Annotated in this window: 14 protein-coding genes and 4 pseudogenes; 9 read left to right on the forward strand and 9 right to left on the reverse strand. The window is 65.5% G+C overall.

The genetic code is table 11. From position 1 onward, the window contains the following. The 4 genes from WJW29_RS06225 to WJW29_RS06240 all read right to left on the reverse strand — a co-directional run. On the reverse strand, nucleotides 1–125 hold a 125-nt coding region (locus WJW29_RS06225), incomplete at its 3' end, for a transposase (RefSeq protein WP_154583419.1). A gap of 554 nt (nucleotides 126–679) precedes the next feature. Further along, complete coding sequence (locus WJW29_RS06230) at nucleotides 680–2,989, reverse strand: ATP-binding protein (RefSeq protein ID WP_011257440.1); 2,310 nt, start codon at nucleotides 2,987–2,989, stop codon at nucleotides 680–682. After that, complete coding sequence (locus WJW29_RS06235) at nucleotides 2,990–4,960, reverse strand: EAL domain-containing response regulator (protein ID WP_012446246.1); 1,971 nt, start codon at nucleotides 4,958–4,960, stop codon at nucleotides 2,990–2,992. A 38-nt stretch (nucleotides 4,961–4,998) separates the two neighbouring features. Beyond that, nucleotides 4,999–5,625, reverse strand: a complete 627-nt coding sequence (locus tag WJW29_RS06240; protein WP_011407461.1) for a DUF4126 domain-containing protein — start codon at nucleotides 5,623–5,625, stop codon at nucleotides 4,999–5,001. Between the two features lie 140 nt (nucleotides 5,626–5,765). Here WJW29_RS06240 and WJW29_RS06245 point away from each other — a divergent pair, with 140 nt between their 5' ends. The 7 genes and pseudogenes from WJW29_RS06245 (at nucleotide 5,766) to WJW29_RS06275 (ending at nucleotide 15,713) form a co-directional block, all read left to right on the forward strand. Continuing rightward, entirely contained in the window at nucleotides 5,766–6,503 is a 738-nt protein-coding gene (locus tag WJW29_RS06245; protein WP_011257443.1) for a DUF6776 family protein, read from the forward strand. A gap of 3 nt (nucleotides 6,504–6,506) precedes the next feature. After that, the gene (avrBs3, locus tag WJW29_RS06250) at nucleotides 6,507–10,661 is read left to right on the forward strand and encodes a type III secretion system effector avirulence protein AvrBs3 (protein ID WP_341898593.1); all 4,155 of its coding nucleotides are present in this window, start codon (nucleotides 6,507–6,509) and stop codon (nucleotides 10,659–10,661) included. A 3-nt stretch (nucleotides 10,662–10,664) separates the two neighbouring features. Then, nucleotides 10,665–10,886, forward strand: a pseudogene (locus WJW29_RS06255) (polymer-forming cytoskeletal protein); the annotation flags it as partial. Between the two features lie 72 nt (nucleotides 10,887–10,958). Continuing rightward, nucleotides 10,959–11,345 carry an iron-sulfur cluster insertion protein ErpA gene (gene erpA, locus WJW29_RS06260; protein WP_011407463.1) on the forward strand — a complete coding sequence of 129 codons (387 nt, stop codon included), beginning with the start codon at nucleotides 10,959–10,961 and terminating at the stop codon, nucleotides 11,343–11,345. A gap of 926 nt (nucleotides 11,346–12,271) precedes the next feature. Then, nucleotides 12,272–13,552, forward strand: a complete 1,281-nt coding sequence (locus WJW29_RS06265) for a lipase family protein (protein ID WP_011407465.1) — start codon at nucleotides 12,272–12,274, stop codon at nucleotides 13,550–13,552. Between the two features lie 306 nt (nucleotides 13,553–13,858). Further along, a complete protein-coding gene (nudC, locus tag WJW29_RS06270) occupies nucleotides 13,859–14,749 on the forward strand; it encodes an NAD(+) diphosphatase (protein ID WP_011257448.1) in 891 nt (296 codons plus the stop codon). A gap of 73 nt (nucleotides 14,750–14,822) precedes the next feature. Continuing rightward, nucleotides 14,823–15,713, forward strand: coding sequence for a cobalamin biosynthesis protein (locus WJW29_RS06275; RefSeq protein ID WP_011257449.1), 891 nt, complete (start codon nucleotides 14,823–14,825; stop codon nucleotides 15,711–15,713). Between the two features lie 321 nt (nucleotides 15,714–16,034). Here WJW29_RS06275 and WJW29_RS06280 read toward each other — a convergent pair whose 3' ends face one another. From WJW29_RS06280 to WJW29_RS06295, 4 genes and pseudogenes are all read right to left on the reverse strand, one after another. Continuing rightward, nucleotides 16,035–16,442: a DUF2752 domain-containing protein gene (locus tag WJW29_RS06280; RefSeq protein WP_011407466.1), complete on the reverse strand. Its 408-nt coding sequence runs from the start codon at nucleotides 16,440–16,442 to the stop codon at nucleotides 16,035–16,037. A gap of 2 nt (nucleotides 16,443–16,444) precedes the next feature. Then, nucleotides 16,445–16,825 carry a CD225/dispanin family protein gene (locus WJW29_RS06285; RefSeq protein ID WP_011257450.1) on the reverse strand — a complete coding sequence of 127 codons (381 nt, stop codon included), beginning with the start codon at nucleotides 16,823–16,825 and terminating at the stop codon, nucleotides 16,445–16,447. A gap of 460 nt (nucleotides 16,826–17,285) precedes the next feature. Then, nucleotides 17,286–19,208 (reverse strand): MFS transporter, encoded by a 1,923-nt coding sequence (locus WJW29_RS06290; RefSeq protein ID WP_011257451.1) that lies wholly within the window; start codon nucleotides 19,206–19,208, stop codon nucleotides 17,286–17,288. Between the two features lie 100 nt (nucleotides 19,209–19,308). Beyond that, nucleotides 19,309–20,182: pseudogene (locus tag WJW29_RS06295) on the reverse strand (LysR family transcriptional regulator); the annotation flags it as partial. A 97-nt stretch (nucleotides 20,183–20,279) separates the two neighbouring features. Between WJW29_RS06295 and WJW29_RS06300 the strand changes: the two are divergent. Continuing rightward, nucleotides 20,280–21,469: pseudogene (locus WJW29_RS06300) on the forward strand (MFS transporter). A gap of 130 nt (nucleotides 21,470–21,599) precedes the next feature. On the opposite strand, the pseudogene WJW29_RS06305 reads toward WJW29_RS06300, so the two are convergent. Continuing rightward, a pseudogene (locus tag WJW29_RS06305) lies at nucleotides 21,600–22,823 on the reverse strand (FUSC family protein); the annotation flags it as partial. On the opposite strand from WJW29_RS06305, the gene avrBs3 (WJW29_RS06310) reads away from it, so the two are divergent. Next, nucleotides 22,736–26,452, forward strand: a complete 3,717-nt coding sequence (gene avrBs3 / locus WJW29_RS06310; RefSeq protein ID WP_011407860.1) for a type III secretion system effector avirulence protein AvrBs3 — start codon at nucleotides 22,736–22,738, stop codon at nucleotides 26,450–26,452. The pseudogene WJW29_RS06305 and the gene avrBs3 (WJW29_RS06310) overlap by 88 nt on opposite strands.

Below are 26,452 nucleotides of genomic sequence, written 5' to 3' on the forward strand. Positions count from 1 at the left end.
TTCTCGGCCTCCAGGTCCTTGAGCCGCTTGGCATCGGGCACGCTCATGCCGCCGAACTTGCTGCGCCACAGGTAGTAGGACGCCTCACTGAAGCCATGCCGTCGGCACAGGTCCTTGATCGGCATGCCGGCCTCGGCTTCGCGCAGGAAGCCGATGATCTGCTCTTCGGAAAAGCGCTTCTTCACGTCCCATCTCCTCGGGGTAGGGAATTGGACTCCAAGCTGAGGTGCTACTCAAAATCGGGGGGACGTCGCTCACGCCAACCCCTCTCTCGCAGGAGAGGGGCTCTTGTGTTCTCCCGGGACACGAGAGGCTTGCGTGTCCTTCCGCGTGAAAGGGCATTGCGCATCAGAGAGATTTGAGCATTGCGTTGACGATTCGCAGATGCTCGGTAGATCGCTGTCAGCGCCTGCCTGATGATGCTTGCTCGAGACACTCCAGGCATGTCGGTGGCAACCTGCACGCGCGCCACCTGGCCTGGCAGGGCGACGACTTGCGCCGGATGCGGGGGCCATCCTGGGCGCGCTCACCAAGCTGTCAGGGCAACTACGACCGAGTAGCGTTCGTGGCCAGAGCCGCTCTGCCCGAGAGCGTTCGCGGTCGGGATGGCCATCCCATGGCAGTTCGGTGCCGGTGATGGCCCCAGACTTGTACCGCTGCTTCGAAAGCGCTTATTCGATTACGGGTTTGGCGTACTGGCAGCGGCTTGCAGGCGGGCGACCTGGCCTAGCAGGGCGAGGCGCGCGCGCGCGTATTCGGCGATCACCAGGGCGACCATGGCCGAGGGGCGTTCGATGGTGCCGGTGCGGGCGGCTAGTTCGATGCGCCGTGCCGCGTTGGACACGGCCTGGGCGCCGACGTTGGCGCTGGAGGATTTGAGAGTATGTGCGAGGTCGCGCAGTTGCATGCTGTCGCGATTGGCTGCGGCCGCTTCCAATTGTTCGATGATGGGCGGGGCGTCTTCCAGGAACAGCTGCAGGATGGTGATGGTGTCCGCGCCGGCTACTTCGTACAGCTCGTCGATGACGCTGTTGTCCAGGATCGGCAATGCGCATGCCTGCGCCCCGGCGCTGGCGCTTTCGGGATCGTGTGTGAACTGGCCGGCAGTGCTTGGGCCGGGCAGCAGCGCCTGACGCGGCAGCCAGCGCTGCAGGCAGGCGTCGAGCTGTTCACGTGCGACCGGCTTGGAAAGATAGTCGTCCATGCCGGCGGCCAGGCAGCGTTCGTGGTCGCAGGCCATCGCGTTGGCGGTCATCGCCACGATCGGGAGCGGGCGGCTTCCGCTTTCGGTTTCCATGGCGCGCCAGCGGCGGGTGGCGGCATAGCCGTCCAGCACCGGCATCTGGCAATCCATGAACACCATGTCGTAGCGGATGGATTCCATTCTGGTCAGCGCGGTTTCGCCATCGGTGGCGGTGTCGGCCTCGAAGCCGAGCACGGCCAGCAGCTTCTGCGCGACCAGCAGGTTCACCGGGTTGTCTTCGACCAGCAGGATGCGCACTTCGCGCGCGTTGGCCATTGGTGGCGGCAACGGCTCGGGGATCATCGCCGAGGCCAGCGTGGCGGTGGGGACGGGCTTGGGATCGGGCGGCAACACCAGGGGGCGCAGGGTTTCGTCCGGGCTCTGGCGCGGCACCAGGGTGGCGTGATCCCGCAGTTCGGCCGGCACCGGCTCTTCGCCGTACAGCCAGATCAGCCGCGCGCTATTGGCATTTTCCGGGCGCGCGAGCGCGCGGTGCACGGCGCGCGCGCTATAACGCAAGGTGTCGTGGTCGGCGATGACGCAGCGGAAGCCTTCGGTGTCGCTGTGGCGGCGCACGCGTTCGAGCGCTTCCTGGGTGGTTTCCATCAGCACATGCGACACGCCCCAGCTGTCGAGCAGACGCTTGAGGCGTTGCGACAGGCGTGCATCGGAGCTGATCACCATTACGCGCACAGCGTCGGCGCGGGTGGCCTGCTGCAGGTCGCCGATGACCTTGAGCAGCGGAATTTCGAACCAGAAGGTTGAGCCGCGTCCGGGTTCGGATTCCACGCCGATGCGGCCGCCCATCAGATCGATGATGCGTTTGCAGATCGCCAGGCCCAACCCGGTGCCGCCATACAGCCGCGTGGTGGAGGCGTCGGCTTGTGCGAAGGAGCGAAACAGGCGCGTCTGCTGGTCCGGGGCGATGCCGATCCCGGTGTCGCGCACCTGGAAACGCAGCAGATGTTGGGCGCGCGTTTCGCCCAGGCGACGCAGCTGGATGTCGACGCTGCCGCGTTCGGTGAACTTGATGGCGTTGCCGATCAGATTGCCCAGCACCTGGCGCAGGCGGATCGGGTCGCCGCGCACCAGCAGGCGCACCGACGGTTCGATATCCAGGCTCAGGCGCAGCTGGCGACCTTCGGCGGTGCGCTGTAGCAGTTGCACGACGCCGTCGAGCAGTTCGCGCAGGTTGAAGGTGGTGATTTCCAGTTCGAGCTTGTTGGCCTCGAGCTTGGAGTAATCGAGGATGTCGTCGACGATGCGCAGCAGCTGCAGCGAACTACTGGTGGCGGTCTGCAGCATGTCGCGCTGGTCCAGGCTGAGCTGGCCGCTGGAGATCAGCTCCAGCATCGGAATGATGCCGTTAAGCGGGGTGCGGATCTCGTGGCTCATGGTGGCCAGGAATTCGCCCTTGGCCAGCATGGCGGCTTCGGCAGCCTGTTTGGCGCGCAATAGTTCCTGTTCGAGTTCGCCGTGGCGCTGCAGTTCCTGCTGCAAGCGTTCGCGGGCCCGCTCAGCCTCTTCCAGGCGCTGCGCCAAGGCGTGCTGCGCAGGTGCGGCACGGTAGGCGGCAGCCGCGGCGCAAATGCCGCACACCACTGCCAGGACTGCCGCCACCGCGGTGATCGCGCGCCAGGGGCCTTGCAGCGAAGACCACTGCAGACATGCCGCTAACGCTGCCGTGAGCGCCGCCAGCGTTGCCGCGATACACCAGGCGCGGAGGCCTCCTGTCTGCGCTGTCACTCAGAGCACCGCGCTCGTGAAATCGAAGTCCAGTTCCTTGCCGACCGTCTGCACCAGGTTGCCCTGGATGAAATCCACGCCGCTCATCCACATCGCAGCCGCTGCCTGAGGATCTTCGATGCGTTGGCCGATGATCAAAAGGCCGCGCTGATGGGCGATGTCGACCACGTCGCGCAATTCGTCGCGCACCGCGGCGTTTCCGTGGGCATCGGCGAAGCGGTTGGCCATGCGCACGAAGCTCAGCGGCAACTGGGCCAGCAGCGCGTTGGCTTCGTCGCCGGGTTCGAATTGGCTGAGGCAGAACTGCACGCCGGCCGGCATCAACTTGGCGCAGAACTGCTGCACGGTGACGGCATGGATCAGCGCATCGTCCAGGCGTAGATCCACGATCAACGATTGCCCGGCCACGCCGCGTTCGGGCAGTGCCTTGAGCAGCCAATCAGCGAAGGCGTCGCGGGCCAGCGTGCGCGGTGATTGCGACACGAACAGACGCAGCGGCGGGCTGGCGTGCTGGTACAAGTGCAGCAAGCCCAATGCGTGGTCCATGACCTGCTGGTCCAGATCGGCGATGCGCCCGGCCGCTTCGGTGGCAGGAATGACCTGGCCCGCCGACAGCAGGGTACCGTCGGCCTGGGGCAGCCGCAGCAGCACCTGGTACTGCGCGGTGTCGCCGCCGGCCACGGCCACGATCGGTTGATACGCCAGTTCGAGTTGGCCTTCGACCAGCCGCAGTTGTTCCTGCTGTTCTGCCTGGCTGGGTGCCAGATAGGTCTGCACGCCGTCGCTGCGCAGGCGTGCCTGCAGCGCAGTGCGTTCGACCGCTTCCAGCGCGCTGCCGGTGTCGTCGAAGCCCAGGCCCAGCGGTGCCACGCCGACGGCGCAGCGCACGTGCACGGACTCTTCTTCGCGCACCTGGAAGGCGTTGGCGGACAAGCGTTGACGGATTTCTAGCGCCTGCTGTTCCAGGCTGGCTTCGGGCATGCCCACGGCCAGCAGCAGGAAGCTGTTGTCGTTCAAACGCGCCAGCGGGTAGGGCTGGGCGGCGCTGGCCAGGCGGTGCCCGGCCTGGGTCATCAACCGCTCGTAGGCGGCGTAGCCGTAGCGTTCGCGCAGGTCGAGCGCGCTGGCGATCTCGATGAAGAACAGGCCGCCGGACTGCTTGCGCTCCAGCGCATCGGCCAGCAGGTTCATCACATGGCCGTGCGTGGGCAGGCCGGTTTCCGGGTTGCTACGCACGCTGATCTGTTCGCCGACCTGCTGCAGTGCCTGCTGGCGTGCGCGACGGATGCGGTTGGACACCGCGGCGATCAGATGGCGCGGGCGGATCGGCTTGGTGAGGAAGTCGTCGGCGCCGCTGTCGAGCACTTCGAACTGCCGCTCCGGGTCCGGGTCGCCGGTCAGGAACACGATCGGCAGTAGCTGCTGACCGGGCTGCTGACGGATCAGCGTGGTCAGGCGGATGCCGTCCAGCTCGGGCATGTGCAGGTCCATCAGGATCAGATCCGGGTGATAGTCCTGGATCGCCTGCGGCACGCTGGCGGGGGTCATTTCGACCTGCGCATGCATGCCAGCGCCGTGCAGCACACTTTGCGCGAACAAGGCCTGCGAGCGATCGTCTTCGACGATGAGCACGCGATACGGCGCATCGGCCGCGACGTTGTCGTCGCCGTCGCGTGGCGCAGCGGTGGAGGTTGGCGGCGCGGTGGGCGCCGATGCCGATGCGGCACGCGCCCTGCCGACCGCGGCTGCCGCGCGCGGCGCGGCCACGGGGGCAGCCGACCGTAGCGCAGCTGCAACGGCAGGCGCAGGAATGATGGTCGCGCTCACCGGCGCGACATCGTCAGAGGTCGCGGCAGCCTCGTCGGCCCAGCGACGCCAGTGATCGGCCGGCGGGGTCTCGGCGCGCAGTGGACGATTACGCGTGGCGGTGTCGTCAAGTGTGGTGGAAACAACCGGATCTCGAGCGGCCATCGATACTCCCTGCAGTCGCTGTGATTATGCGATGAACTTCACGATAGCGGGGAGTTGCGTGCAGCCGGCGTGGCACTAGAGTGCATCGGCGCGACCAGCCGACGCATGCCCCGCCACAGCAAGCGCCAGACCCACCACACCACCAGCGCAGCCAGCAGGCTGGAGCCCACTGCAACACTCAATGCCAGCCATGGCTGCGCCAGCGCCAGTGCCAACGCCGTGGTGACGACGGTGTCCTCGGCCAGCGAGGCGACCCAGTTGCTCGCTGGTTCGGGTGAGGTGTTGAGCAATGCGCGGGTTCCAGCCTTGAGCGTGTGGCTGGTGAGCGCAACGCCAGCGCCGGCCGCCAGGGCGCCGGCGCCCAGATCGCCGTCCGGTGAGAGCGTGGCTGCGGCCAGGAAGGCGCCTGCCGGCACGCGTGCCAGGGTCTGCAGCAGGTCCCAGCCCGAATCCACGCCCGGAATCTTGTCGGCGAAGAATTCGGCCACTGCCAGCGCGCCGGACGTGTCCAGGACCCACCACGACTGCGCCGGATGCAGCGCCGGCGGCAGGTCGATCCAGCCCAGCAGGCCGGCCAGGCCGACGCCGAACACGGTGAGATAGACCCGGATGCCAGCCAGCCAGGCCAGCAGAATGCCGATCACGAACAGATGCGCGTCGCTCATGGCGTGGTTCCTCGCAAACAATTGCACAACTATGGCAGAACTTTGGGATAACCGCCGGTCCAGCGCCAGCGCGACGATTGTCGGGGCTCTGGCACACTACCCCGCCCATGATTGCGCCGGCGCGTCCGGATCCGATGCCCATGAGACCAGCCGCACGCGTGCAGATCGTCCAACGTGATTCCGGCGGTGGCCGTTCCAGTGGCCGCTGGCTGTGCTTGGTGGTCGCCGTCGTATGGTTGGCCTCGCTGGGCGGGGTGTGGTGGATGGCCACGCGCACCGCCGCCCCCCGCCTGGTGGAAGCCGAGGCAGCGCTGCAGCAGGCGCAACGCAGCCAAGCCCAGCAGCGGCGGCAGATCGAGCAGTTGCAGCAGCGCCAGGTCAACCTGGCGATGTCGGACAAGATCAGCCGCGCGGCCAATATCGAAGTGCAGGCTTCGCTGGCCGAGCGCGATGAGCAGATCGCCGCACTGCGTGCCGACGTGGCTTTCTATGAGCGCCTGGTGGGCTCCACCGCGCAGCGCAAGGGGCTCAATGCGCACTCGGTGCAGTTCACTGCCGAGGCCGGCGGTACCTGGAATTACAGCGTGGTGCTCACCCAGAACCTCAACCGTGGCGCGATCAGCCAGGGCCAGCTGCGTTTTGTAGTGGAAGGCGTGCGCGCCGGCAAGTTGGTGACGGTGAGCTGGAACGAGCTGCACCAAAAGCCCAATGCTGCCGGGCAACCGTACTCGTTCCGCTATTTCCAGCAGCTGGACGGCAGCGTGATCCTGCCGAAGGATTTCACCCCGCAACGTGTCAACATCGCTCTGAGCGGCGATGGGGCGCCGGTCAATCAGACATTCGATTGGAAAGTCGCCGGCAATGGCGCGGGGGAGTAGCTCATGTTCGGGAATAAGTCCAACCGTGGTGCGCAGACCGTTGTCGATACCTTGATCGGGCCGCAGGTGGTCATCCGCGGCGACCTGCTGTTCAGCGGAGGCCTGTATGTGGAAGGTCGCATCCTGGGCAAGGTGATTGCCGAAGAAGGCACCAGCGCCACCTTGACGGTGGCCGAGCAGGGCAGCATCGAAGGCGAAGTGCGCGCCCCGGTTGTGATCATCAACGGCATGGATCCCATTCGTTCGCGCACGCCAAGTCCTGCCCGCGAGCTTCTGCCCGGACCCCAACCGGATAGGGTTCAGCCGACTGCAGATCGGGGGGGGGGGGCTCCGCCTGCTGGCGGCCCCCTGGATGGCTTGCCCGCTCGGCGGACGATGTCCCGGACCCGGCTGCCATCTCCCCCTGCGCCCTCGCCTGCGTTCTCGGCGGGCAGCTTCAGCGATCTGCTCCGTCAGTTCGATCCGTCGCTTCTTGATACATCGCTTCTTGATTCGATGCCTGCCGTCGGCACGCCGCATACAGCGGCTGCCCCAGCAGAGTGCGATGAGGTGCAATCGGGTCTGCGTGCAGCCGATGACCCGCCACCCACCGTGCGTGTCGCTGTCACTGCCGCGCGGCCGCCGCGCGCCAAGCCGGCCCCGCGGCGGCGTGCGGCGCAACCCTCCGACGCTTCGCCGGCCGCGCAGGTGGATCTACGCACGCTCGGCTACAGTCAGCAGCAGCAAGAGAAGATCAAACCGAAGGTGCGTTCGACAGTGGCGCAGCACCACGAGGCACTGGTGGGCCATGGGTTTACACACGCGCACATCGTTGCGCTCAGCCAACACCCGGCAGCGTTAGGGACCGTTGCTGTCACGTATCAGGACATAATCAGGGCGTTGCCAGAGGCGACACACGAAGACATCGTTGGCGTCGGCAAACAGTGGTCCGGCGCACGCGCCCTGGAGGCCTTGCTCACGAAGGCGGGGGAGTTGAGAGGTCCGCCGTTACAGTTGGACACAGGCCAACTTCTCAAGATTGCAAAACGTGGCGGCGTGACCGCAGTGGAGGCAGTGCATGCATGGCGCAATGCACTGACGGGTGCCCCCCTGAACCTGACCCCGGACCAAGTGGTGGCCATCGCCAGCAATATTGGCGGCAAGCAGGCGCTGGAGACGGTGCAGCGGCTGTTACCGGTGCTGTGCCAGGCCCATGGCCTGACCCCGGACCAGGTCGTGGCCATCGCCAGCCATGGCGGCGGCAAGCAGGCGCTGGAGACGGTGCAACGGCTGTTGCCGGTGCTGTGCCAGGACCATGGCCTGACCCCGGCCCAGGTCGTGGCCATCGCCAGCAATATTGGCGGCAAGCAGGCGCTGGAGACGGTGCAGCGGCTGTTGCCGGTGCTGTGCCAGGACCATGGCCTGACCCCGGACCAGGTGATGGCCATCGCCAACAATAACGGCGGCAAGCAGGCGCTGGAGACGGTGCAGCGGCTGTTGCCGGTGCTGTGCCAGGACCATGGCCTGACCCCGGACCAGGTGATGGCCATCGCCAACAATAACGGCGGCAAGCAGGCGCTGGAGACGGTGCAGCGGCTGTTGCCGGTGCTGTGCCAGGACCATGGCCTGACCCCGGACCAGGTCGTGGCCATCGCCAGCAATATTGGCGGCAAGCAGGCGCTGGAGACGGTGCAGCGGCTGTTGCCGGTGCTGTGCCAGGACCATGGCCTGACCCCGACCCAAGTGATGGCCATCGCCAACAATAACGGCGGCAAGCAGGCACTGGAGACGGTGCAGCGGCTGTTGCCGGTGCTGTGCCAGGACCATGGCCTGACCCCGGACCAGGTCGTGGCCATCGCCAGCCACGATGGCGGCAAGCAGGCGCTGGAGACGGTGCAGCGGCTGTTGCCGGTGCTGTGCCAGGACCATGGCCTGACCCCGGCCCAGGTCGTGGCCATCGCCAGCAATATTGGCGGCAAGCAGGCGCTGGAGACGGTGCAGCGGCTGTTGCCGGTGCTGTGCCAGGACCATGGCCTGACCCCGGACCAGGTCGTGGCCATCGCCAGCCACGATGGCGGCAAGCAGGCGCTGGAGACGGTGCAGCGGCTGTTGCCGGTGCTGTGCCAGGACCATGGCCTGACCCCGGACCAGGTGGTGGCCATCGCCAGCAATAGTGGCGGCAAGCAGGCGCTGGAGACGGTGCAGCGGCTGTTGCCGGTGCTGTGCCAGGACCATGGCCTGACCCCGGACCAGGTGGTGGCCATCGCCAGCAATAGTGGCGGCAAGCAGGCGCTGGAGACGGTGCAGCGGCTGTTGCCGGTGCTGTGCCAGGACCATGGCCTGACCCCGGCCCAGGTGGTGGCCATCGCCAGCAATAGTGGCGGCAAGCAGGCGCTGGAGACGGTGCAGCGGCTGTTGCCGGTGCTGTGCCAGGACCATGGCCTGACCCCGGACCAAGTCGTGGCCATCGCCAGCCACGATGGCGGCAAGCAGGCGCTGGAGACGGTGCAGCGGCTGTTGCCGGTGCTGTGCCAGGACCATGGCCTGACCCCGGACCAGGTCGTGGCCATCGCCAACAATAACGGCGGCAAGCAGGCGCTGGAGACGCTGCAGCGGCTGTTGCCGGTGCTGTGCCAGGACCATGGCCTGACCCCGGACCAAGTGGTGGCCATCGCCAGCCACGATGGCGGCAAGCAGGCGCTGGAGACGGTGCAGCGGCTGTTGCCGGTGCTGTGCCAGGACCATGGCCTGACCCCGGACCAGGTCGTGGCCATCGCCAGCAATGGCGGCGGCAAGCAGGCGCTGGAGACGGTGCAACGGCTGTTGCCGGTGCTGTGCCAGGACCATGGCCTGACCCCGGACCAGGTCGTGGCCATCGCCAGCCACGATGGCGGCAAGCAGGCGCTGGAGACGGTGCAGCGGCTGTTGCCGGTGCTGTGCCAGGACCATGGCCTGACCCCGGCCCAAGTGGTGGCCATCGCCAGCCACGATGGCGGCAAGCAGGCGCTGGAGACGGTGCAGCGGCTGTTGCCGGTGTTGTGCCAGGACCATGGCCTGACCCCGGACCAGGTGGTGGCCATCGCCAGCCACGATGGCGGCAAGCAGGCGCTGGAGACGGTGCAGCGGCTGTTGCCGGTGCTGTGCCAGGACCATGGCCTGACCCCGGACCAGGTGGTGGCCATCGCCAGCAATGGCGGCGGCAAGCAGGCGCTGAAGACGGTGCAGCGGCTGTTGCCGGTGCTGTGCCAGGACCATGGCCTGACCCCGGACCAAGTGGTGGCCATCGCCAGCAATGGCGGCGGCAAGCAGGCGCTGGAGAGCATTGTTGCCCAGTTATCTTGCCCTGATCCGGCGTTGGCCGCGTTGACCAACGACCACCTCGTCGCCTTGGCCTGCCTCGGCGGGCGTCCTGCCCTGGATGCAGTGAAAAAGGGATTGCCGCACGCGCCAGAATTGATCAGAAGAATCAATCGCCGCATTCCCGAACGCACGTCCCATCGCGTTGCCGACCTCGCGCACGTGGTTCGCGTGCTTGGTTTTTTCCAGAGCCACTCCCACCCAGCGCAAGCATTCGATGACGCCATGACGCAGTTCGGGATGAGCAGGCACGGGTTGGTACAGCTCTTTCGCAGAGTGGGCGTCACCGAATTCGAAGCCCGCTACGGAACGCTCCCCCCAGCCTCGCAGCGTTGGGACCGTATCCTCCAGGCATCAGGGATGAAAAGGGCCAAACCGTCCCCTACTTCAGCTCAAACGCCGGATCAGGCGTCTTTGCATGCATTCGCCGATTCGCTGGAGCGTGACCTTGATGCGCCCAGCCCAATGCACGAGGGAGATCAGACGCGGGCAAGCAGCCGTAAACGGTCCCGATCGGATCGTGCTGTCACCGACCCCTCCGCACAGCAATCTTTCGAGGTGCGCGTTCCCGAACAGCACGATACGCTGCATTTGCCCCTCAGCTGGAGGGTAAAACGCCCGCGTACCAGGATCGGGGGCGGCCTCCCGGATCCTGGTACGCCCATCGCTGCCGACCTGGCAGCGTCCAGCACCGTGATGTGGGAACAAGATGCGGCCCCCTTCGCAGGGGCAGCGGATGATTTCCCGGCATTCAACGAAGAGGAGCTCGCATGGTTGATGGAGCTATTGCCTCAATCAGGCTCAGTCGGAGGGACGATCTGATAGCTGACCGGCGATGTGCATGCGGCCCAGCGGGTCGAACTGGCCGCCAATGCGCGCGTGCAGGGCAATGTGCATTACCAGGTAGTGGAAATGAGTGTCGGTGCGCAACTCACCGGGCGGCTGATTCACGCTGCCACTGCAGCGGCAACCGCGGCGTCACCGGCGCCGGAAACCAGCCGTGCCGAGCCGTTCACTGCGCTACAGGCTGAAATCGCCGACGTCTGACTAGAGCGTGCGCGGTGAACGCCCCCGCAGCCATGGCTTGAAGTGGGAACGTCTGGCCCCCATGCTGACGGCATGAGTACGCTCGTTTCCCTTCCCACCGCCGCCCCGGCACCGGACTACCAGTCCATCGACCGGCCACTGCACTTTTCCGTGGCCGCCGCTGCCAAGGTGCGCGAGCTGATCCAGGAAGAAGGCAATGCCGACCTGGCATTGCGTGTGTATATCCAGGGCGGCGGGTGTTCCGGCTTCCAGTACGGTTTCGAGTTCGACGAGAACCGTGCCGAGGACGACCTTGCCGTGGTTACCGATGGCGTGACGCTGCTGGTGGATCCGCTGAGCCTGCAATACCTGATGGGCGCCGAGGTGGATTACACCGAAAGCCTGACCGGCGCGCAGTTCGTGATCCGCAATCCCAATGCGAAAACCACGTGTGGGTGCGGGAGCAGCTTCAGCGTTTAACCGCCTGTGTGGATGCGTGCCGATCGCTGGCGAATCACCCGTGTTCCGGCATGGCCGCTGTTGCGATGAAAGCTCGATTCTTGCGCGTGAGATCGAGCGCGGTAGAGGTCCGCGCGCTGCGCCCTGGTAAGTGTTGAAGGCGTGCCGATGAGGCTGGGCGGCGAGCAGGGGGAGGTGTTTGCATTAGGGCACTCGCTGCGCCGTGCTTGCTGCGTGTGCTGCTGGTGATGTATCGCTCGTTTGGTCGCTGCAGCTAGGCGGACGACCCTCGCGATGACGCTGCCGACGCGGCCTGCGCGTTACGCCAATGACCACCACTGCTCAGACATGCGTTTGAGCACTTCAACTGTCGATCATTACCGCGGCAATCCTTCATTGCGATGACAGCGTGCGATATGCAAGAGTCGTGCAGGCAGCGGTCCATGCGCACAGTTGAGGAAGATGGCCTGCGCCACGCGCAGCGCCGTAGTCATGTTCTACATGATGGAAGGAATGCAGCGCGTCGCTGCCTATCGAGCGCCTGATACGCCTCTGATTGCTTGAGTTGTGCGCGCAACGCGCGCCACCGCTGCGTGCGTTTAACGCGCCACTAATGTCTGTGCGTTGCAGCGTTCGCGGCGCGCGCGCCGGCTTCGTGAATGGGCGGTGGTGCGTAGGTCGATATGACGCATACTACATGCGTGCTCACCGCTGGCGTCACGAGATGCGCGTTTTGTCCAGGCCTTGCCGCTCGTCCATGCTGATGCACCTCGGCCGGGCGCGATGCTGTGCCGACCGCGCATGCCATGTCTTGCGTCGATTTCAAACGGTGGTGCCGTGACTACTCCTAAGTTCTCCCGCACGTTCGATCGGGCAGCCGATGCCGATCTTGCGTCGCGTGAGTGTCTCCTGCCCGTTCCGTCCTTCCACAAGAGAGCATCACCTCAATGTTGCACATCAACTCCCGATCAGCGTTTGGCCTGGCGGCCATGTTGGGTATCGCCAGCGCAGTGCTCGCACCCAGCGCGCAGGCAGCACCCGCGCGCGGCACCTTGCTCACCAGCAATTTCCTGACCAGCTATACCCGCGATGCGATCAGCGCAATGCTTGCCTCTGGCTCGCAGCCTGCCTCTGGCTCGCAGCCTGAGCAGGCCAAATGTAATGTCAGGGTTGCCGAATTCACCTATGCAACCATCGGTGTCGAGGGCGAACCGGCCACCGCATCTGGCGTGCTGCTGATTCCGGGTGGCGAGCGGTGTAGCGGGCCGTATCCGTTATTGGGCTGGGGGCATCCGACCGAAGCGTTGCGCGCTCAGGAGCAGGCCAAGGAGATCCGCGATGCGAAGGGCGACGACCCGTTGGTTACGCGGCTCGCCAGCCAGGGGTATGTCGTCGTCGGCAGCGATTATCTGGGGCTTGGTAAATCCAATTATGCGTATCATCCGTACTTGCACAGCGCGAGCGAGGCGAGTGCGACCATCGATGCGATGCGCGCGGCGCGCAGCGTTTTGCAGCATTTGAAGACGCCGCTTTCGGGCAAGGTCATGCTGTCGGGTTATTCGCAGGGCGGCCACACTGCAATGGCCACCCAGCGCGAGATAGAAGCGCATCTGTCCAAGGAATTCCATCTGGTGGCCAGCGCTCCGATCTCCGGGCCGTATGCGCTAGAGCAAACATTCCTGGATAGCTGGAGCGGCAGCAATGCGGTCGGCGAAAACACGTTCGGTATCCTTCTGGGAAGCTATGCCATCGTCGCGATGCAGCACACCTACAAGAACATCTATCTGGAGCCCGGACAGGTGTTTCAGGATCCGTGGGCTGCCAAAGTGGAGCCCTTGTTCCCGGGCAAGCAAAGCCTGACCGATATGTTTCTTAACGACACCTTGCCAAGCATCGATAAAGTCAAGTCGTATTTCCAGCCTGGCTTCTACAGCGACTTCCCCAGCAACCCGGCCAACCCGTTCCGCCAGGATCTGGCGCGCAACAATCTGCTGGAGTGGGCGCCGCAAACCCCGACCTTGCTGTGCGGTTCGTCCAACGATGCCACTGTCCCGCTCAAGAATGCGCAGACCGCGATCGCCAGCTTCCAGCAGCGCGGCAGCAACCAGGTGGCGTTGGTGGATACCGGCACCGGCAACGCCAGCGACAACTCGGCCTTCGCCCATATGTTGACGAAAGAATCGTGCATCGTGGTGGTGCGGGATCAGCTGTTGGACAAGCAGCGCTGATACAGCGGTCGTTGCTTGACCCCGCCGAAGGGTTTGCAGGTGTGGGCGTATCCCAAGCCCGCACCTGCATGGTTCTTCACTGCAACCGGTGCAGTGCACTGCCATGACCATTGGCTAACGTGCGTTTGCCGACATGGCCGCACCTGCGCGCGGTCCCGTGATGGGGCCGCGCGACCTTGCGTGAACCACGTTCCAAGCCGGTGGCCAGCGCGGGCGGCGCCCGCGTCTGAATACGCAACGCAAGCACGCTCGGTAGAGTGCGTACGATGGTTGCAGGCGCTGCCGATTATCGGCAGGCTTGCGCCGATGTCAGGGTCTCTTTTTTCACCGTCCGATGTTGCCTTCACCCACGCGCCGCTTGATCGCGGCGATGTGTTGCGTGACGATCCCGACGCCCTGGCGCGTCTGTGGCCACACGGCCGTGTGCTGTTGATCGACGCCAAGGGCGCGGCGCTGGCCGATGCCAATGGCCAGCCGTTGTTGCTGGATGGCGCCAAACTGGGAGACGGGCTGGAGGTTGCGATCTTCCTGGGTCTGCGCGATGCAGTGGGCTGGTTTTGTCTGCCGGCCGACATTGTCCCGGTGCAGGCGCCGCAGCGGATCGATCTGCGCCAGGCCGCTGCCGACTGGCCAGCCGAGATCGCTACCGCCTTCGCCTATGCACGCGCCATGTTGCACTGGCAATCGCGCACGCGCTTTTGCGGCGTCTGTGGCGGTGCGATCGCGTTCCGGCGCGCTGGCTTCATCGCGCACTGCACGCACTGCCAGACCGAGCATTACCCGCGCGTGGATCCGGCCATTATCGTGGCGGTGAGCGATGGCGCGCGCTTGCTGCTCGGCCGTCAGGCCAGTTGGGCGCCGGGCCGTTATTCGGTGATTGCCGGGTTTGTTGAACCGGGTGAGTCGCTGGAGCAGACCGTAGCGCGGGAGGTGTTCGAAGAAACCCGCGTGCATGTGCAGGACTGCCGCTATCTGGGCGCGCAGCCGTGGCCCTTCCCGGGCGCGCTGATGCTGGGCTTCACCGCACGTGCCCCAGCGACCGAGGTGCCGCAGGTCACCAGTGAGCTGGAGGACGCGCGTTGGGTCAGCCATGCCGAAGTCAGCGCTGCGCTGGCCGGCGAGGCCGACATCGGGTTGCCGCCGCGCATCTCCATTGCACGTGCGTTGATTGAGCACTGGCATCGCACGCATGGCTGAGCCTGGGAGGTTGTTGCAGCGTTGCAGCGGTGCTTGCGTCCCCTCGGCTAGACTCGGCTGAGGAGGCCCACCCATGTTCACCACCCTGGTAGCCGTCGTCGTCGCACTCACGCTGGGCCATCTGGTGCCGACGCAGGTGGCCAGGCTCCGCACTTTCGCCTGGTTCGGACAATGGTTGCGTCGGCTGGACAGTTACGCGGCCGGGCGCGGTGCGTGGCAAGGCCGCTGTGGCGTGCTGCTGGCTGTGCTGCCGGCGTTGCTGGTATTGCTGGTGCAGTGGCTGCTGGACGATGTCTGGCACGGCTTTCTGGACTTGCTGTTCGGCGTGGCGGTGCTGGCCTGGACCTGGGGCCCGCGCGATCTGGATCGCGATGTGGAAGCGGTGATCGATGCCGACGAGCCGCACGCGCGGCGCGAGGCGATTTCACACCTGCAGGCCGCCGGCGGCAGCATGCATGAAGACGCGCCGTCGCTGGTGGAAGCGGTGGTGGTCAATGGCCTGCGGCGCTGGTTTGCGGTGCTGTGGTGGTTTCTGCTGCTGGGGCCGTTCGGCGCGGTGTTGTACCGGCTGACTGCATTAGCGGTAGAGAGCCCGCTGGCGGTCTTGCTGCCGCCCCGCAATCTGGCCGGCGCACGTTGGCTGCTGGCGGTGCTGGAATGGCCGGTGGCGCAGCTGATGACGATGTCGATGGCGCTGGTGGGCAATTTCGACACCGTGTTCCGCGCCTGGCGCGAAGCGCATGGCAACCGCTGGTTGCTGGAACCGCATTTTCTCGGTGCTGTGGCGCGTGCCAGCGTCAGCGCAGAGCTGCGCGAAGAAGCGCACGACTACACCGATTCGGGGCTGGTACCCGTCTGGCGCCGCCTGCCGGAAGTGCGCGACGCAATGAGCCTGATCTGGCGCGTGCTGCTGCTGTGGTTGGTGGTGCTGGCGTTGCTGGTGATTGCTGGGTGGGTGCGTTAGTGCCTGTTCGGTCTGTGCCGGAACGTTGAAGCAGCACCGATCAGATGTCAGGCGTGATGGTGTTGCATGCAACCTATGCCAATCGCTGTAATGCGATTTGGCAGCTCGATTGCCTGCCAAGACTTCAGTAGCGCCAGACGCTTTTTCAGAGAGCCACTTTTCTCCACTGCAGACCCGCGTTTTCTCTCAAAACACTGGCTCACGTAACTTTTGCACAATCAATGGCCTGCTGGGCTGTCCGTCCATCAGTTGCGCTAACAGCAGGTCTCTCGAGGTGTTGCACTTGACTCTTGAGACCGCCCTGTTTCAGCGGAAGTAGCCTCAACCCGGAGCAAGCCAGGTAAATGGAAACCAAGGCAAATTTCGCGCTATCCAAAAGCCTGGCAATAAAGTTCCCCAGAGCCAGGGAGAACCAAAGAGTCTGGCCAATGGCATTAAACGCCTGGGCTGCCATCCGAGATGCCACAGCACCGCCCATGGGAGAAGCAACAAGAGCCCGACTGCAAACGCGTTCATTCTGGTGGCTGTGACTAAGTCGCCGTGTGCCAGCGCATGCAGGGCACGAGTCATGCCGCACCCAGCGCAGTAGAAGCCCGTCAACGCGTGAAAGATGCACGGTGGGAATGGGTTTCCCGGAAGGTTTGGATCAAACTTCCAAAAAATCCACACGCCCGCACCAGCTGCCAAGGCAGCCGGTGCGAGCGAAAGCTGTAGCAGGCGTTTGGACACGCTTATCTCGAATGCTCAATCTGCTGCTGCATCTTGATAATGCGTACCTTGTAACCACCGACGCCAACGCTGGCGATCGAGACAATCCAAAGGAGCAGTCCGAGCACGAAGATGCAAGTGGTCACCCATGCCAGTATCTTTGCAGTGCTCGACGCCTTGATCGCTGCAGGAATATCTCCTGCGTTGAGCAAAGGATTCACCTTCGCAGCGAAGATGATTGCGACGATGCCCGTGATGATGCCTGGAATGGTCCAGCATGAGCAGCAAATCACAAGGCAAAGAACCGTCATCGTGATGGACCAGGCCAGATGATTCCGGATTGGCTGGACAGGCGGCGGACCGACGGAAGGCTGCGGATGGATCGGCGGTGGGATGGCACTCATGGTGAAGTTCCTTGGGTGGTAAACAACAGCGAACTGATGGGTGAGTGGGATGGGTTATCGAGCGCCCTGCTGCGCAGCGGCGGCGCGCGCCGGCACTGGCCGGATGGTGCTGAAGCGGACGTTGGCATGCGCGTGAGCGGCAAGCCAGGTGTCGGCATCTGTGGACGTGGGCAGCGCGGCGTCATGCTGGATGTTTGCTCGCGCAAGCGACCTGCACCCCCGCGCCCACGCAGTCATCGCGCGCATCGCCATGCGCATCGCTGCCGGCATGACCGCCAGCCGTTGCAATGAGCGACGCCCGCCGATCACGGCAGGCACCTCAGGCGCGATGATGTTGAGCACAAGGACGTCCCGCTGGTACGACCGGCCGCGTCCGTTTGGCGGGCGTGGCGGCAAAGCGTGCACTGGCGCACAGGCTACTCGCGGCGCGCCATGGAGGCAAAGCCTGCACTTGCCGGGCTCAGGACTGATCCTGACGCAGTGCGCGCACCTGTTGTTCCAAGAGTTCGGCACTGGTTTGATCGCCGGCAATCGCTTCACCTGCCACCACTTCGATCTGCGCGCGCATTCGCCGCGGTACCCGCATTCGGCCCAGGCGCGTGTCGCGCCGGCTCCACATGCTCGACCACATGCCGCGCAGCGCCATCGGGATCACCGGCACGCTGCGGCGTCGCAGAATCTTTTCCACGCCGGATCTGAAGGGCGCGATCTCGCCATCCTTGGTCAGCGCGCCTTCCGGGAAGATGAACACCAGCTCGCCATCGGCCAACGCGGCATCGATACGGTCGAAGGCTTGTTGCATCAATGCGGGGTCTTCGCGTGCGCCGGCAATCGGGATGGCCTTGGCAGTGCGGAAGATCCAGCGCATCACCGGGACGCGAAAGATCTTGTAGTACATGACAAAGCGCACCGGGCGCGGAATGACCGCCAACAGGATCAACGCGTCCATGTAGCTGACGTGGTTGCACACCAGCAGCGCTGCGCCCTCATCGGGCACGTGCGCGTCGATATTGCGCGCGCGCAGGCGGTACAACACGCTCACCAGCACCCAGCTGAGGAAGCGCATCAGGAACTCGGGCACCAAGGTGAAGATCCACAGCGCCACCAGCGTGTTGGCGATTGCCAGCGCCAGCAATACCTGCGGAATGCTCAGGCCCGGCAGTGGAATCCGCACACCGAACAGCACCACTTGCGGCAACTGCAGCACGATGCCGATCACGGCAGCGGCAACGATGAACAGCGAGTTCTGGATATTGAGCCCGGCGATCACGCGCGACAGCTCGGCCTTGGGCGTGCGGCTCTGGATCAGCGCAAACAACGGCACCACGAACAGGCCAGTAAACAGGCCGATGCCGACCAGATCCACGATCAGCCGCACGCTACCTGGCTGCTGCACGAACTGGCCGATCAACAAGCCGGTGACCGGCGCCGCGTCAGGTCGGGCGAAATAAAGATCGAGCAGGAATGCGCTGATGCCGAACGCGCCCAGCGGCACCAGGCCGATCTCCACGGTGCGCCCGGACAGGCGTTCGCACAGTAGCGAGCCCACGCCGGTGCCGATCGAAAACAGCGCCAGCGCAAAGACGTACAGGTCCTGCTGACCGCCCAGGTTGAGCTGCGCATAGGTGGGCAGCTGCGCGGTCAACACGGTGCCGATGAACCAGAACCACGACACGCCCAACACCGAGTTGCGCACCGCCAGCGTGCGCCGGGTCAGGCGCATGATGGCGCGCGATTCGGGGATGGGATTCCAGTTGATCGTCAGCTCGGGCGCGCCGGCATCGACGCGCGGCACCAGCCGCGCCACCAGGTTGCCGGTGACCGCAATTGCGATCACCGCAGTGGCCGCCGCTTCCGGACCATGGCTGCCGGCGATCTGGAAGATCAGCCCGCCGAAGATCATGCCGCACAGGATCGAGATCGATGTGCCCATCTCGACCAGGCCATTCCCGCCGGTGAGCTCTTCCGGTTTCAGCACCGATGGCAGGATCGAATATTTGACCGGCCCGAACAGCGTGGACTGCAGGCCGGTGCAGAACAGCGCAATCAGCAGGATCACCATGTTCCCGGTGATGAAGCCGACGGCAGCCAGCGACATGATCGCGATCTCCATCGTGGTGGTGATCACGATGAGCTTCTGTTTTTCCAGCTTCTCGGCGATCTGCCCGGCCAGCGCGGAGAACAGGAAGTACGGCAGGATGAACACTGCCGGCGCCAGGTTCGTGTACAGCGTGCGCTGCGCGGCATCGATGCCGATATAGAACAACAGGCCGATGATGGCCTGCCGATAGACGTTGTCGTTGAACGCGCCCAGCGCCTGGACAGCGAAGAACGGCAAGAAGCGGCGCTGCCTGAGCAGGGCGAACTGACTGTGACCGGACATGCAGATTCCTTTGCGAACGCGCGCAGCCTAGCAGGCTTCCACGGCGTGCTGGTGGATGGCGGCTGCGTTCAGCGGGCCAGACGTGCCGGCGCCTTGGGGTGCGGGCCAGCTGGGCACGCAGCAAGGCGACGAAGGCGCGCGCGGCCGGGCTGGGGTCGGGCCGCCACACCGCGTAGGTCAGACACCGGTAACGCTCTTTCAACGCGAACGTGATCACGCCGCGCATGGCGCCGGCCATGGTCTGCGGGATGATGCCCACACCCAGGTCGGCAGCGACCAGTTCGCGCACCAGATCGGCATGGGTCACTTCGTAATGCTGGCGCTGCCGCAGGCCGGCCTGGGCAAAGGCAGCATCGAGGATGCCGCGCACGCCGGCACCGGCAATCAGCCCGGTCATCGGTTCATCGTCCAGCTCGGCCAGTGCCACCCGTTTGCGCGTGGCAAAGCGGTGGCCGGGGGCCACGATCAAGGCCAGCGCCTCTTCATGCAGCAGCAGGCGCTGCGCCGGCACCGCGACCTGTGGACCCACGCCGACCAGAGCGACATCCAGCCCGGCCTTCGCCCAGATCGTGCAGCAAGGCCTCGCGCATGGCGGTGCACAGGTGCACGTCCACACGCGCATGCGCGCTGCGGAACTGATGCAGTCACCCCGGCAGCTGCACGGTGGTGAGCGAGGAGATCTGCGCCAATGCGAGCCGCCCGCGCACGGTGCCCAGGGCTTGCGCCATTTCCTCGTGCAGGCGCTCGGCCGCGCGCAGGGTCTGGCGGGCGTTGTGCAGGAATACCTCGTCGGCGGTGGTGGGCCGCACCTGGCGGGTGCCACGTTCGAACAGACACGCGCCGAAGGTCTCTTCGATCTTGGCGACCTGGTGGCTGAGTGCCGATTGCACGGTATTGCGGCGGCGTGCGGCTGCGGTGAAGCCACCTTCTTCGGCCACGGCCACGGCCAATTCCAGTTGGCGCAAGGTCGGCATGCAATCTCGCAAGACGATGGCTGTGGTGAAAACAATGCATTGGAAAGATGCCGGCCGGCTGCCCACACTGCGCACATTCCTTGACCAGGCAATTGCCATGCATACCGAGCCCAGCACCCACCCGCCCTTGCCACGCCGCCCGGTGCTGCTGATGGCCGCCGCCACCGGGCTGGCGGTGGCGAGCAACTATTACGCGCAGCCCTTGCTGGAAACGCTGGCACAGGCGTTCGGTATCCAGGTGCGCAGCGCCGGTGCGGTGGTCACGGCCGCGCAGCTGGCTTATGCGGCGGGGTTGCTGTTGCTGGGGTGCCACTGGGCGACCGGCTGGAGCGGCGCGGCCTGATCGTGGGCTTGTTCGTGCTCAGCGCGCTCGGCCTGCTGGTCAGAGCCAGTTCGCACAGTTTTGCGATGTTGCTGGTCGGCACGATCGTGACCGGCGCCAGCTCGGTGGCTGTGCAGATCCTGGTGCCATTTGCCGCCACGCTGGCCGCGCCCAACGAGCGTGGCCGGGTGATCGGCACGGTGATGAGCGGGTTGTTGCTGGGCATCCTGCTGGCGCGCGCCGTGGCCGGCGTGCTCGCCGGTGTCGGTGGCTGGCATACGGTGTACTGGATCGCCTCGGGTGCGTTATTGCTCACCGCCGGGTTGTTGTGGCGCGGGTTGCCGCGCCATCCGGTCAATGCGCAACTGGCGTACCCGCAGTTGGTGGCCTCGGTGCTGAGGCTGCTGCGCGACGATGCGGTGCTGCGTTCGCGCTCGGTACTGGGCGGGCTGATCTTTGCCGGCTTCAGCATGTTCTGGACCACGCTGGCGTTTCTGTTGTCCGGGCCGAGCTATGGCTATGGCACGGCGGTGATCGGCTTGTTCGGCCTGATCGGTGCGGCCGGTGCGCTGGCCGCCAATCGCTCCGGGCATTGGTCCGATCACGGTCATGGCGACCGCGTGAGCTGCGGCGGGCTGGTGATGTTGCTGCTGTCGTGGGGCCTGCTGGCGTTTGCGCCGCACTCGATCGCACTGCTGATCGTCGGCGTGCTGCTGGATATCGCGGTGCAGGGCGTGCATATCGCCAATCAAAGCGTGATCTATCAGCGCAATCCGACTGCGCGCAATCGCATCACCTCCGCTTACATCACTTGCTACTTCATCGGTGGTGCGGTGGGCTCGACCCTGGGCACGGCAGCGTATGCGCAGGCCGGCTGGATGGGTGTGGTGATCGTCGGCGCCGTGCTTGCTGCAGCAGCGCTGGGTTGGGTGGCGCTGAGCGTGGCGCGCAAGCAGTGGAAGTGAGCGTGGCTGAGGAAAGCGACGGGACGCTTCAACCGGTATGGCGCTTGCCCGGGATTGCAGCACTCGGCATCGCATTGCGCATGGATACCGCATCGTCAGCGCGGCCCCCGCGCCTGCCGACAACAAGGCGCTAGGCTTTGTGGATCGCCACACGCGGCGGATTCTCCGCCGGTGCCGTGGTCACCGCCAACGCTGCAGCACGCAGTTTGGGCAGCAGGCGCAGCGTCAACGCCAGCTGGTCGCGCACCAGGCGTTGTTTGGGTGGCAACTGCACGGCGTGTTGTTCCAGCGCTTCGGCGGTGGCGAGTTCTTCGCTTTCGTCGTGCACCGGCAGCGGCTGGCGTTGGCCAACGGCGCTGGCGATCTCGCTCAGCGCGCGCTGCAGGTACTCGCCGGCCTGCGCGATGGCGGCGTCGTGTTCGCCCTCCAGCGCGGCGCGATGCGCGCCCAGTGCCGACAGATAGCCGAGCAAGGTGTTGGACAGCGCCAGGAAGCGAAACCCCGCATCCAGATTGCGCCGATAACGGCCGGGTTCGCGCAGCATGTTGGATAACGCCACCGACAATGCGGCATCGGCGTTGTGCATGTCGCGGCGCGCGATGCGGTAGGGCAGATCGTCGCGCATGCCGCTGGCGTATTGCTCCAGCACCTGGGTGAGATAACGCGCGCAACTGGTCAGCACCGTGGCCATCACCTGGTTGAGACGGCGGCCCTGCCAGTCCGGCAGGATCAGGAACGAGGCAGCGGCGGCGATCGCGCAGCCGATCAGCGTGTCGATCAGACGCGGCCAGATCAGCACGAAGCCATTGCCGAGCAGGTTGAAGCAGAACAGCGCCATCACCGTGATGCCGGCGGTGGCCAGCATGTAGCGATCGGTACGGGTGATGAAGAACACCAGTGCAGCGGCCAACGCTAGCAGCAATTGCACTTCGGTACCGGGAAATAGTTGCATCAGCGCCCAGGTGGCGACCAGGCCGATCAAGGTGCCGGCGATGCGCTGCACCAGCCGCAAGCGCGTGGCACCGTAATTGGGCCGGCAGACGAACGCAGTGGTGAGCAGGATCCAGTACCCGTTGTCGGCATGGATGGATTGCATGATGGCGTAGCCGACCAGCAGCGCGATGGCCATGCGCAGGCCGTGGCGGAACAGCACCGAGCCGGGCGTGAGTTGCTGCACCAGCCGGGCGCCCATTTCGCGCAAGGTATGCGGCGAGGAATCGCGCAGCCGGGTGTCGAGGTTGTCGCTGGTGGAATCGGATTGCGCCGATGGATCCCATTCGTTCGCGCACGCCAAGTCCTGCCCGCGAGCTTCTGCCCGGACCCCAACCGGATAGGGTTCAGCCGACTGCAGATCGGGGGGGGGCTCCGCCTGCTGGCGGCCCCCTGGATGGCTTGCCCGCTCGGCGGACGATGTCCCGGACCCGGCTGCCATCTCCCCCTGCGCCCTCGCCTGCGTTCTCGGCGGGCAGCTTCAGCGATCTGCTCCGTCAGTTCGATCCGTCGCTTCTTGATACATCGCTTCTTGATTCGATGCCTGCCGTCGGCACGCCGCATACAGCGGCTGCCCCAGCAGAATGGGATGAGGCGCAATCGGGTCTGCGTGCAGCCGATGACCCGCCACCCACCGTGCGTGTCGCTGTCACTGCCGCGCGGCCGCCGCGCGCCAAGCCGGCCCCGCGACGGCGTGCGGCGCAACCCTCCGACGCTTCGCCGGCCGCGCAGGTGGATCTACGCACGCTCGGCTACAGTCAGCAGCAGCAAGAGAAGATCAAACCGAAGGTGCGTTCGACAGTGGCGCGGCACCACGAGGCACTGGTGGGTCATGGGTTTACACACGCGCACATCGTTGCGCTCAGCCAACACCCGGCAGCGTTAGGGACCGTTGCTGTCACGTATCAGGACATAATCAGGGCGTTGCCAGAGGCGACACACGAAGACATCGTTGGCGTCGGCAAACAGTGGTCCGGCGCACGCGCCCTGGAGGCCTTGCTCACGGAGGCGGGGGAGTTGAGAGGTCCGCCGTTACAGTTGGACACAGGCCAACTTCTCAAGATTGCAAAACGTGGCGGCGTGACCGCAGTGAAGGCAGTGCATGCATGGCGCAATGCACTGACGGGTGCCCCCCTGAACCTGACCCCGGCACAAGTGGTGGCCATCGCCAGCCACGATGGCGGCAATCAGGCGCTGGAGACGGTGCAGCGGCTGTTGCCGGTGCTGTGCCAGGACCATGGCCTGACCCCGGACCAGGTCGTGGCCATCGCCAGCCACGATGGCGGCAAGCAGGCGCTGGAGACGGTGCAGCGGCTGTTGCCGGTGCTGTGCCAGGACCATGGCCTGACCCCGGACCAGGTCGTGGCCATCGCCAGCCACGATGGCGGCAAGCAGGCGCTGGAGACGGTGCAGCGGCTGTTGCCGGTGCTGTGCCAGGACCATGGCCTGACCCCGGCGCAGGCGGTGGCCATCGCCAGCAATGGCGGCGGCAAGCAGGCGCTGGAGACGGTGCAACGGCTGTTGCCGGTGCTGTGCCAGGACCATGGCCTGACCCCGGACCAGGTGGTGGCCATCGCCAGCAATGGCGGCAAGCAGGCGCTGGAGACGGTGCAGCGGCTGTTGCCGGTGCTGTGCCAGGCCCATGGCCTGACCCCGGACCAGGTCGTGGCCATCGCCAGCAATGGCGGCGGCAAGCAGGCGCTGGAGACGGTGCAGCGGCTGTTGCCGGTGCTGTGCCAGGCCCATGGCCTGACCCCGGACCAGGTGGTGGCCATCGCCAGCCACGATGGCGGCAAGCAGGCGCTGGAGACGGTGCAGCGGCTGTTGCCGGTGCTGTGCCAGGCCCATGGCCTGACCCCGGCGCAGGTGGTGGCCATCGCCAGCAGTGGCGGCAAGCAGGCGCTGGAGACGGTGCAGCGGCTGTTGCCGGTGCTGTGCCAGGACCATGGCCTGACCCCGGACCAGGTGGTGGCCATCGCCAGCCATGGCGGCAGCAAGCAGGCGCTGGAGACGGTGCAGCGGCTGTTGCCGGTGCTGTGCCAGGCCCATGGCCTGACCCTGGCGCAGGTGGTGGCCATCGCCAGCAATATTGGCGGCAAGCAGGCGCTGGAGACGGTGCAGCGGCTGTTGCCGGTGCTGTGCCAGGCCCATGGCCTGACCCCGGCGCAGGTGATGGCCATCGCCAGTAATATTGGCGGCAAGCAGGCGCTGGAGACGGTGCAGCGGCTGTTGCCGGTGCTGTGCCAGGACCATGGCCTGACCCCGGACCAGGTCGTGGCCATCGCCAGCAATAACGGCGGCAAGCAGGCGCTGGAGACGCTGCAGCGGCTGTTGCCGGTGCTGTGCCAGGACCATGGCCTGACCCCGGACCAGGTCGTGGCCATCGCCAGCCACGATGGCGGCAAGCAGGCGCTGGAGACGGTGCAGCGGCTGTTGCCGGTGCTGTGCCAGGACCATGGCCTGACCCCGGACCAGGTCGTGGCCATCGCCAGCAATAACGGCGGCAAGCAGGCGCTGGAGACGCTGCAGCGGCTGTTGCCGGTGCTGTGCCAGGACCATGGCCTGACCCTGGACCAGGTGGTGGCCATTGCCAGCAATGACGGCAGCAAGCAGGCGCTGGAGACGGTGCAGCGGCTGTTGCCGGTGCTGTGCCAGGACCATGGCCTGACCCCGGACCAGGTCGTGGCCATCGCCAGCCACGATGGCGGCAAGCAGGCGCTGGAGACGGTGCAGCGGCTGTTGCCGGTGCTGTGCCAGGACCATGGCCTGACCCCGAACCAAGTGGTGGCCATCGCCAGCAATATTGGCGGCAAGCAGGCGCTGGAGACGGTGCAGCGGCTGTTGCTGGTGCTGTGCCAGGACCATGGCCTGACCCCGGCCCAGGTCGTGGCCATCGCCAGCCACGATGGCGGCAAGCAGGCGCTGGAGACGGTGCAGCGGCTGTTGCCGGTGCTGTGCCAGGACCATGGCCTGACCCCGGACCAGGTCGTGGCCATCGCCAGCCATGGCGGCGGCAAGCAGGCGCTGGAGACGGTGCAACGGCTGTTGCCGGTGCTGTGCCAGGACCATGGCCTGACCCCGGACCAGGTCGTGGCCATCGCCAGCAATGGCGGCGGCAAGCAGGCGCTGGAGAGCATTGTTGCCCAGTTATCTCGCCCTGATCCGGCGTTGGCCGCGTTGACCAACGATCACCTCGTCGCCTTGGCCTGCCTCGGCGGACGTCCTGCCCTGGATGCAGTGAAAAAGGGATTGCCGCACGCGCCGGAATTGATCAGAAGAATCAATCGCCGTATTCCCGAACGCACGTCCCATCGCGTTGCCGACCTCGCGCACGTGGTGCGCGTGCTTGGTTTTTTCCAGAGCCACTCCCACCCAGCGCAAGCATTCGATGACGCCATGACGCAGTTCGGGATGAGCAGGAACGGGTTGGTACAGCTCTTTCGCAGAGTGGGCGTCACCGAACTCGAAGCCCGCTGCGGAACGCTCCCCCCAGCCTCGCAGCGTTGGGACCGTATCCTCCAGGCATCAGGGATGAAAAGGGCCAAACCGTCCCCTACTTCAGCTCAAACGCCGGATCAGGCGTCTTTGCATGCATTCGCCGATTCGCTGGAGCGTGACCTTGATGCGCCCAGCCCAATGCACGAGGGAGATCAGACGCGGGCAAGCAGCCGTAAACGGTCCCGATCGGATCGTGCTGTCACCGGCCCCTCCGCACAGCAATCTTTCGAGGTGCGCGTTCCCGAACAGCGCGATGCGCTGCATTTGCCCCTCAGCTGGAGGGTAAAACGCCAGCGTACCAGGATCGGGGGCGGCCTCCCGGATCCTGGTACGCCCATCGCTGCCGACCTGGCAGCGTCCAGCACCGTGATGTGGGAACAAGATGCGGCCCCCTTCGCAGGGGCAGCGGATGATTTCCCGGCATTCAACGAAGAGGAGCTCGCATGGTTGATGGAGCTATTGCCTCAGTCAGGCTCAGTCGGAGGGACGATCTGA

Source organism: Xanthomonas sp. JL1 (assembly GCF_038405005.1).

What these genes read in the sequence shown, in the direction of transcription:
- WJW29_RS06235 (WP_012446246.1), bottom strand. Translation starts at nt 4,960, where the DNA reads ATGGCCGCTCGAGATCCGGTTGTTTCCACCACACTTGACGACACCGCC.
- WJW29_RS06240 (WP_011407461.1), bottom strand. Translation starts at nt 5,625, where the DNA reads ATGAGCGACGCGCATCTGTTCGTGATCGGCATTCTGCTGGCCTGGCTG.
- WJW29_RS06245 (WP_011257443.1), top strand. Translation starts at nt 5,766, where the DNA reads ATGAGACCAGCCGCACGCGTGCAGATCGTCCAACGTGATTCCGGCGGT.
- avrBs3 (WP_341898593.1), top strand. Translation starts at nt 6,507, where the DNA reads ATGTTCGGGAATAAGTCCAACCGTGGTGCGCAGACCGTTGTCGATACC.
- erpA (WP_011407463.1), top strand. Translation starts at nt 10,959, where the DNA reads ATGAGTACGCTCGTTTCCCTTCCCACCGCCGCCCCGGCACCGGACTAC.
- WJW29_RS06265 (WP_011407465.1), top strand. Translation starts at nt 12,272, where the DNA reads ATGTTGCACATCAACTCCCGATCAGCGTTTGGCCTGGCGGCCATGTTG.
- nudC (WP_011257448.1), top strand. Translation starts at nt 13,859, where the DNA reads ATGTCAGGGTCTCTTTTTTCACCGTCCGATGTTGCCTTCACCCACGCG.
- WJW29_RS06275 (WP_011257449.1), top strand. Translation starts at nt 14,823, where the DNA reads ATGTTCACCACCCTGGTAGCCGTCGTCGTCGCACTCACGCTGGGCCAT.
- WJW29_RS06285 (WP_011257450.1), bottom strand. Translation starts at nt 16,825, where the DNA reads ATGAGTGCCATCCCACCGCCGATCCATCCGCAGCCTTCCGTCGGTCCG.
- WJW29_RS06290 (WP_011257451.1), bottom strand. Translation starts at nt 19,208, where the DNA reads ATGTCCGGTCACAGTCAGTTCGCCCTGCTCAGGCAGCGCCGCTTCTTG.
- avrBs3 (WP_011407860.1), top strand. Translation starts at nt 22,736, where the DNA reads ATGGATCCCATTCGTTCGCGCACGCCAAGTCCTGCCCGCGAGCTTCTG.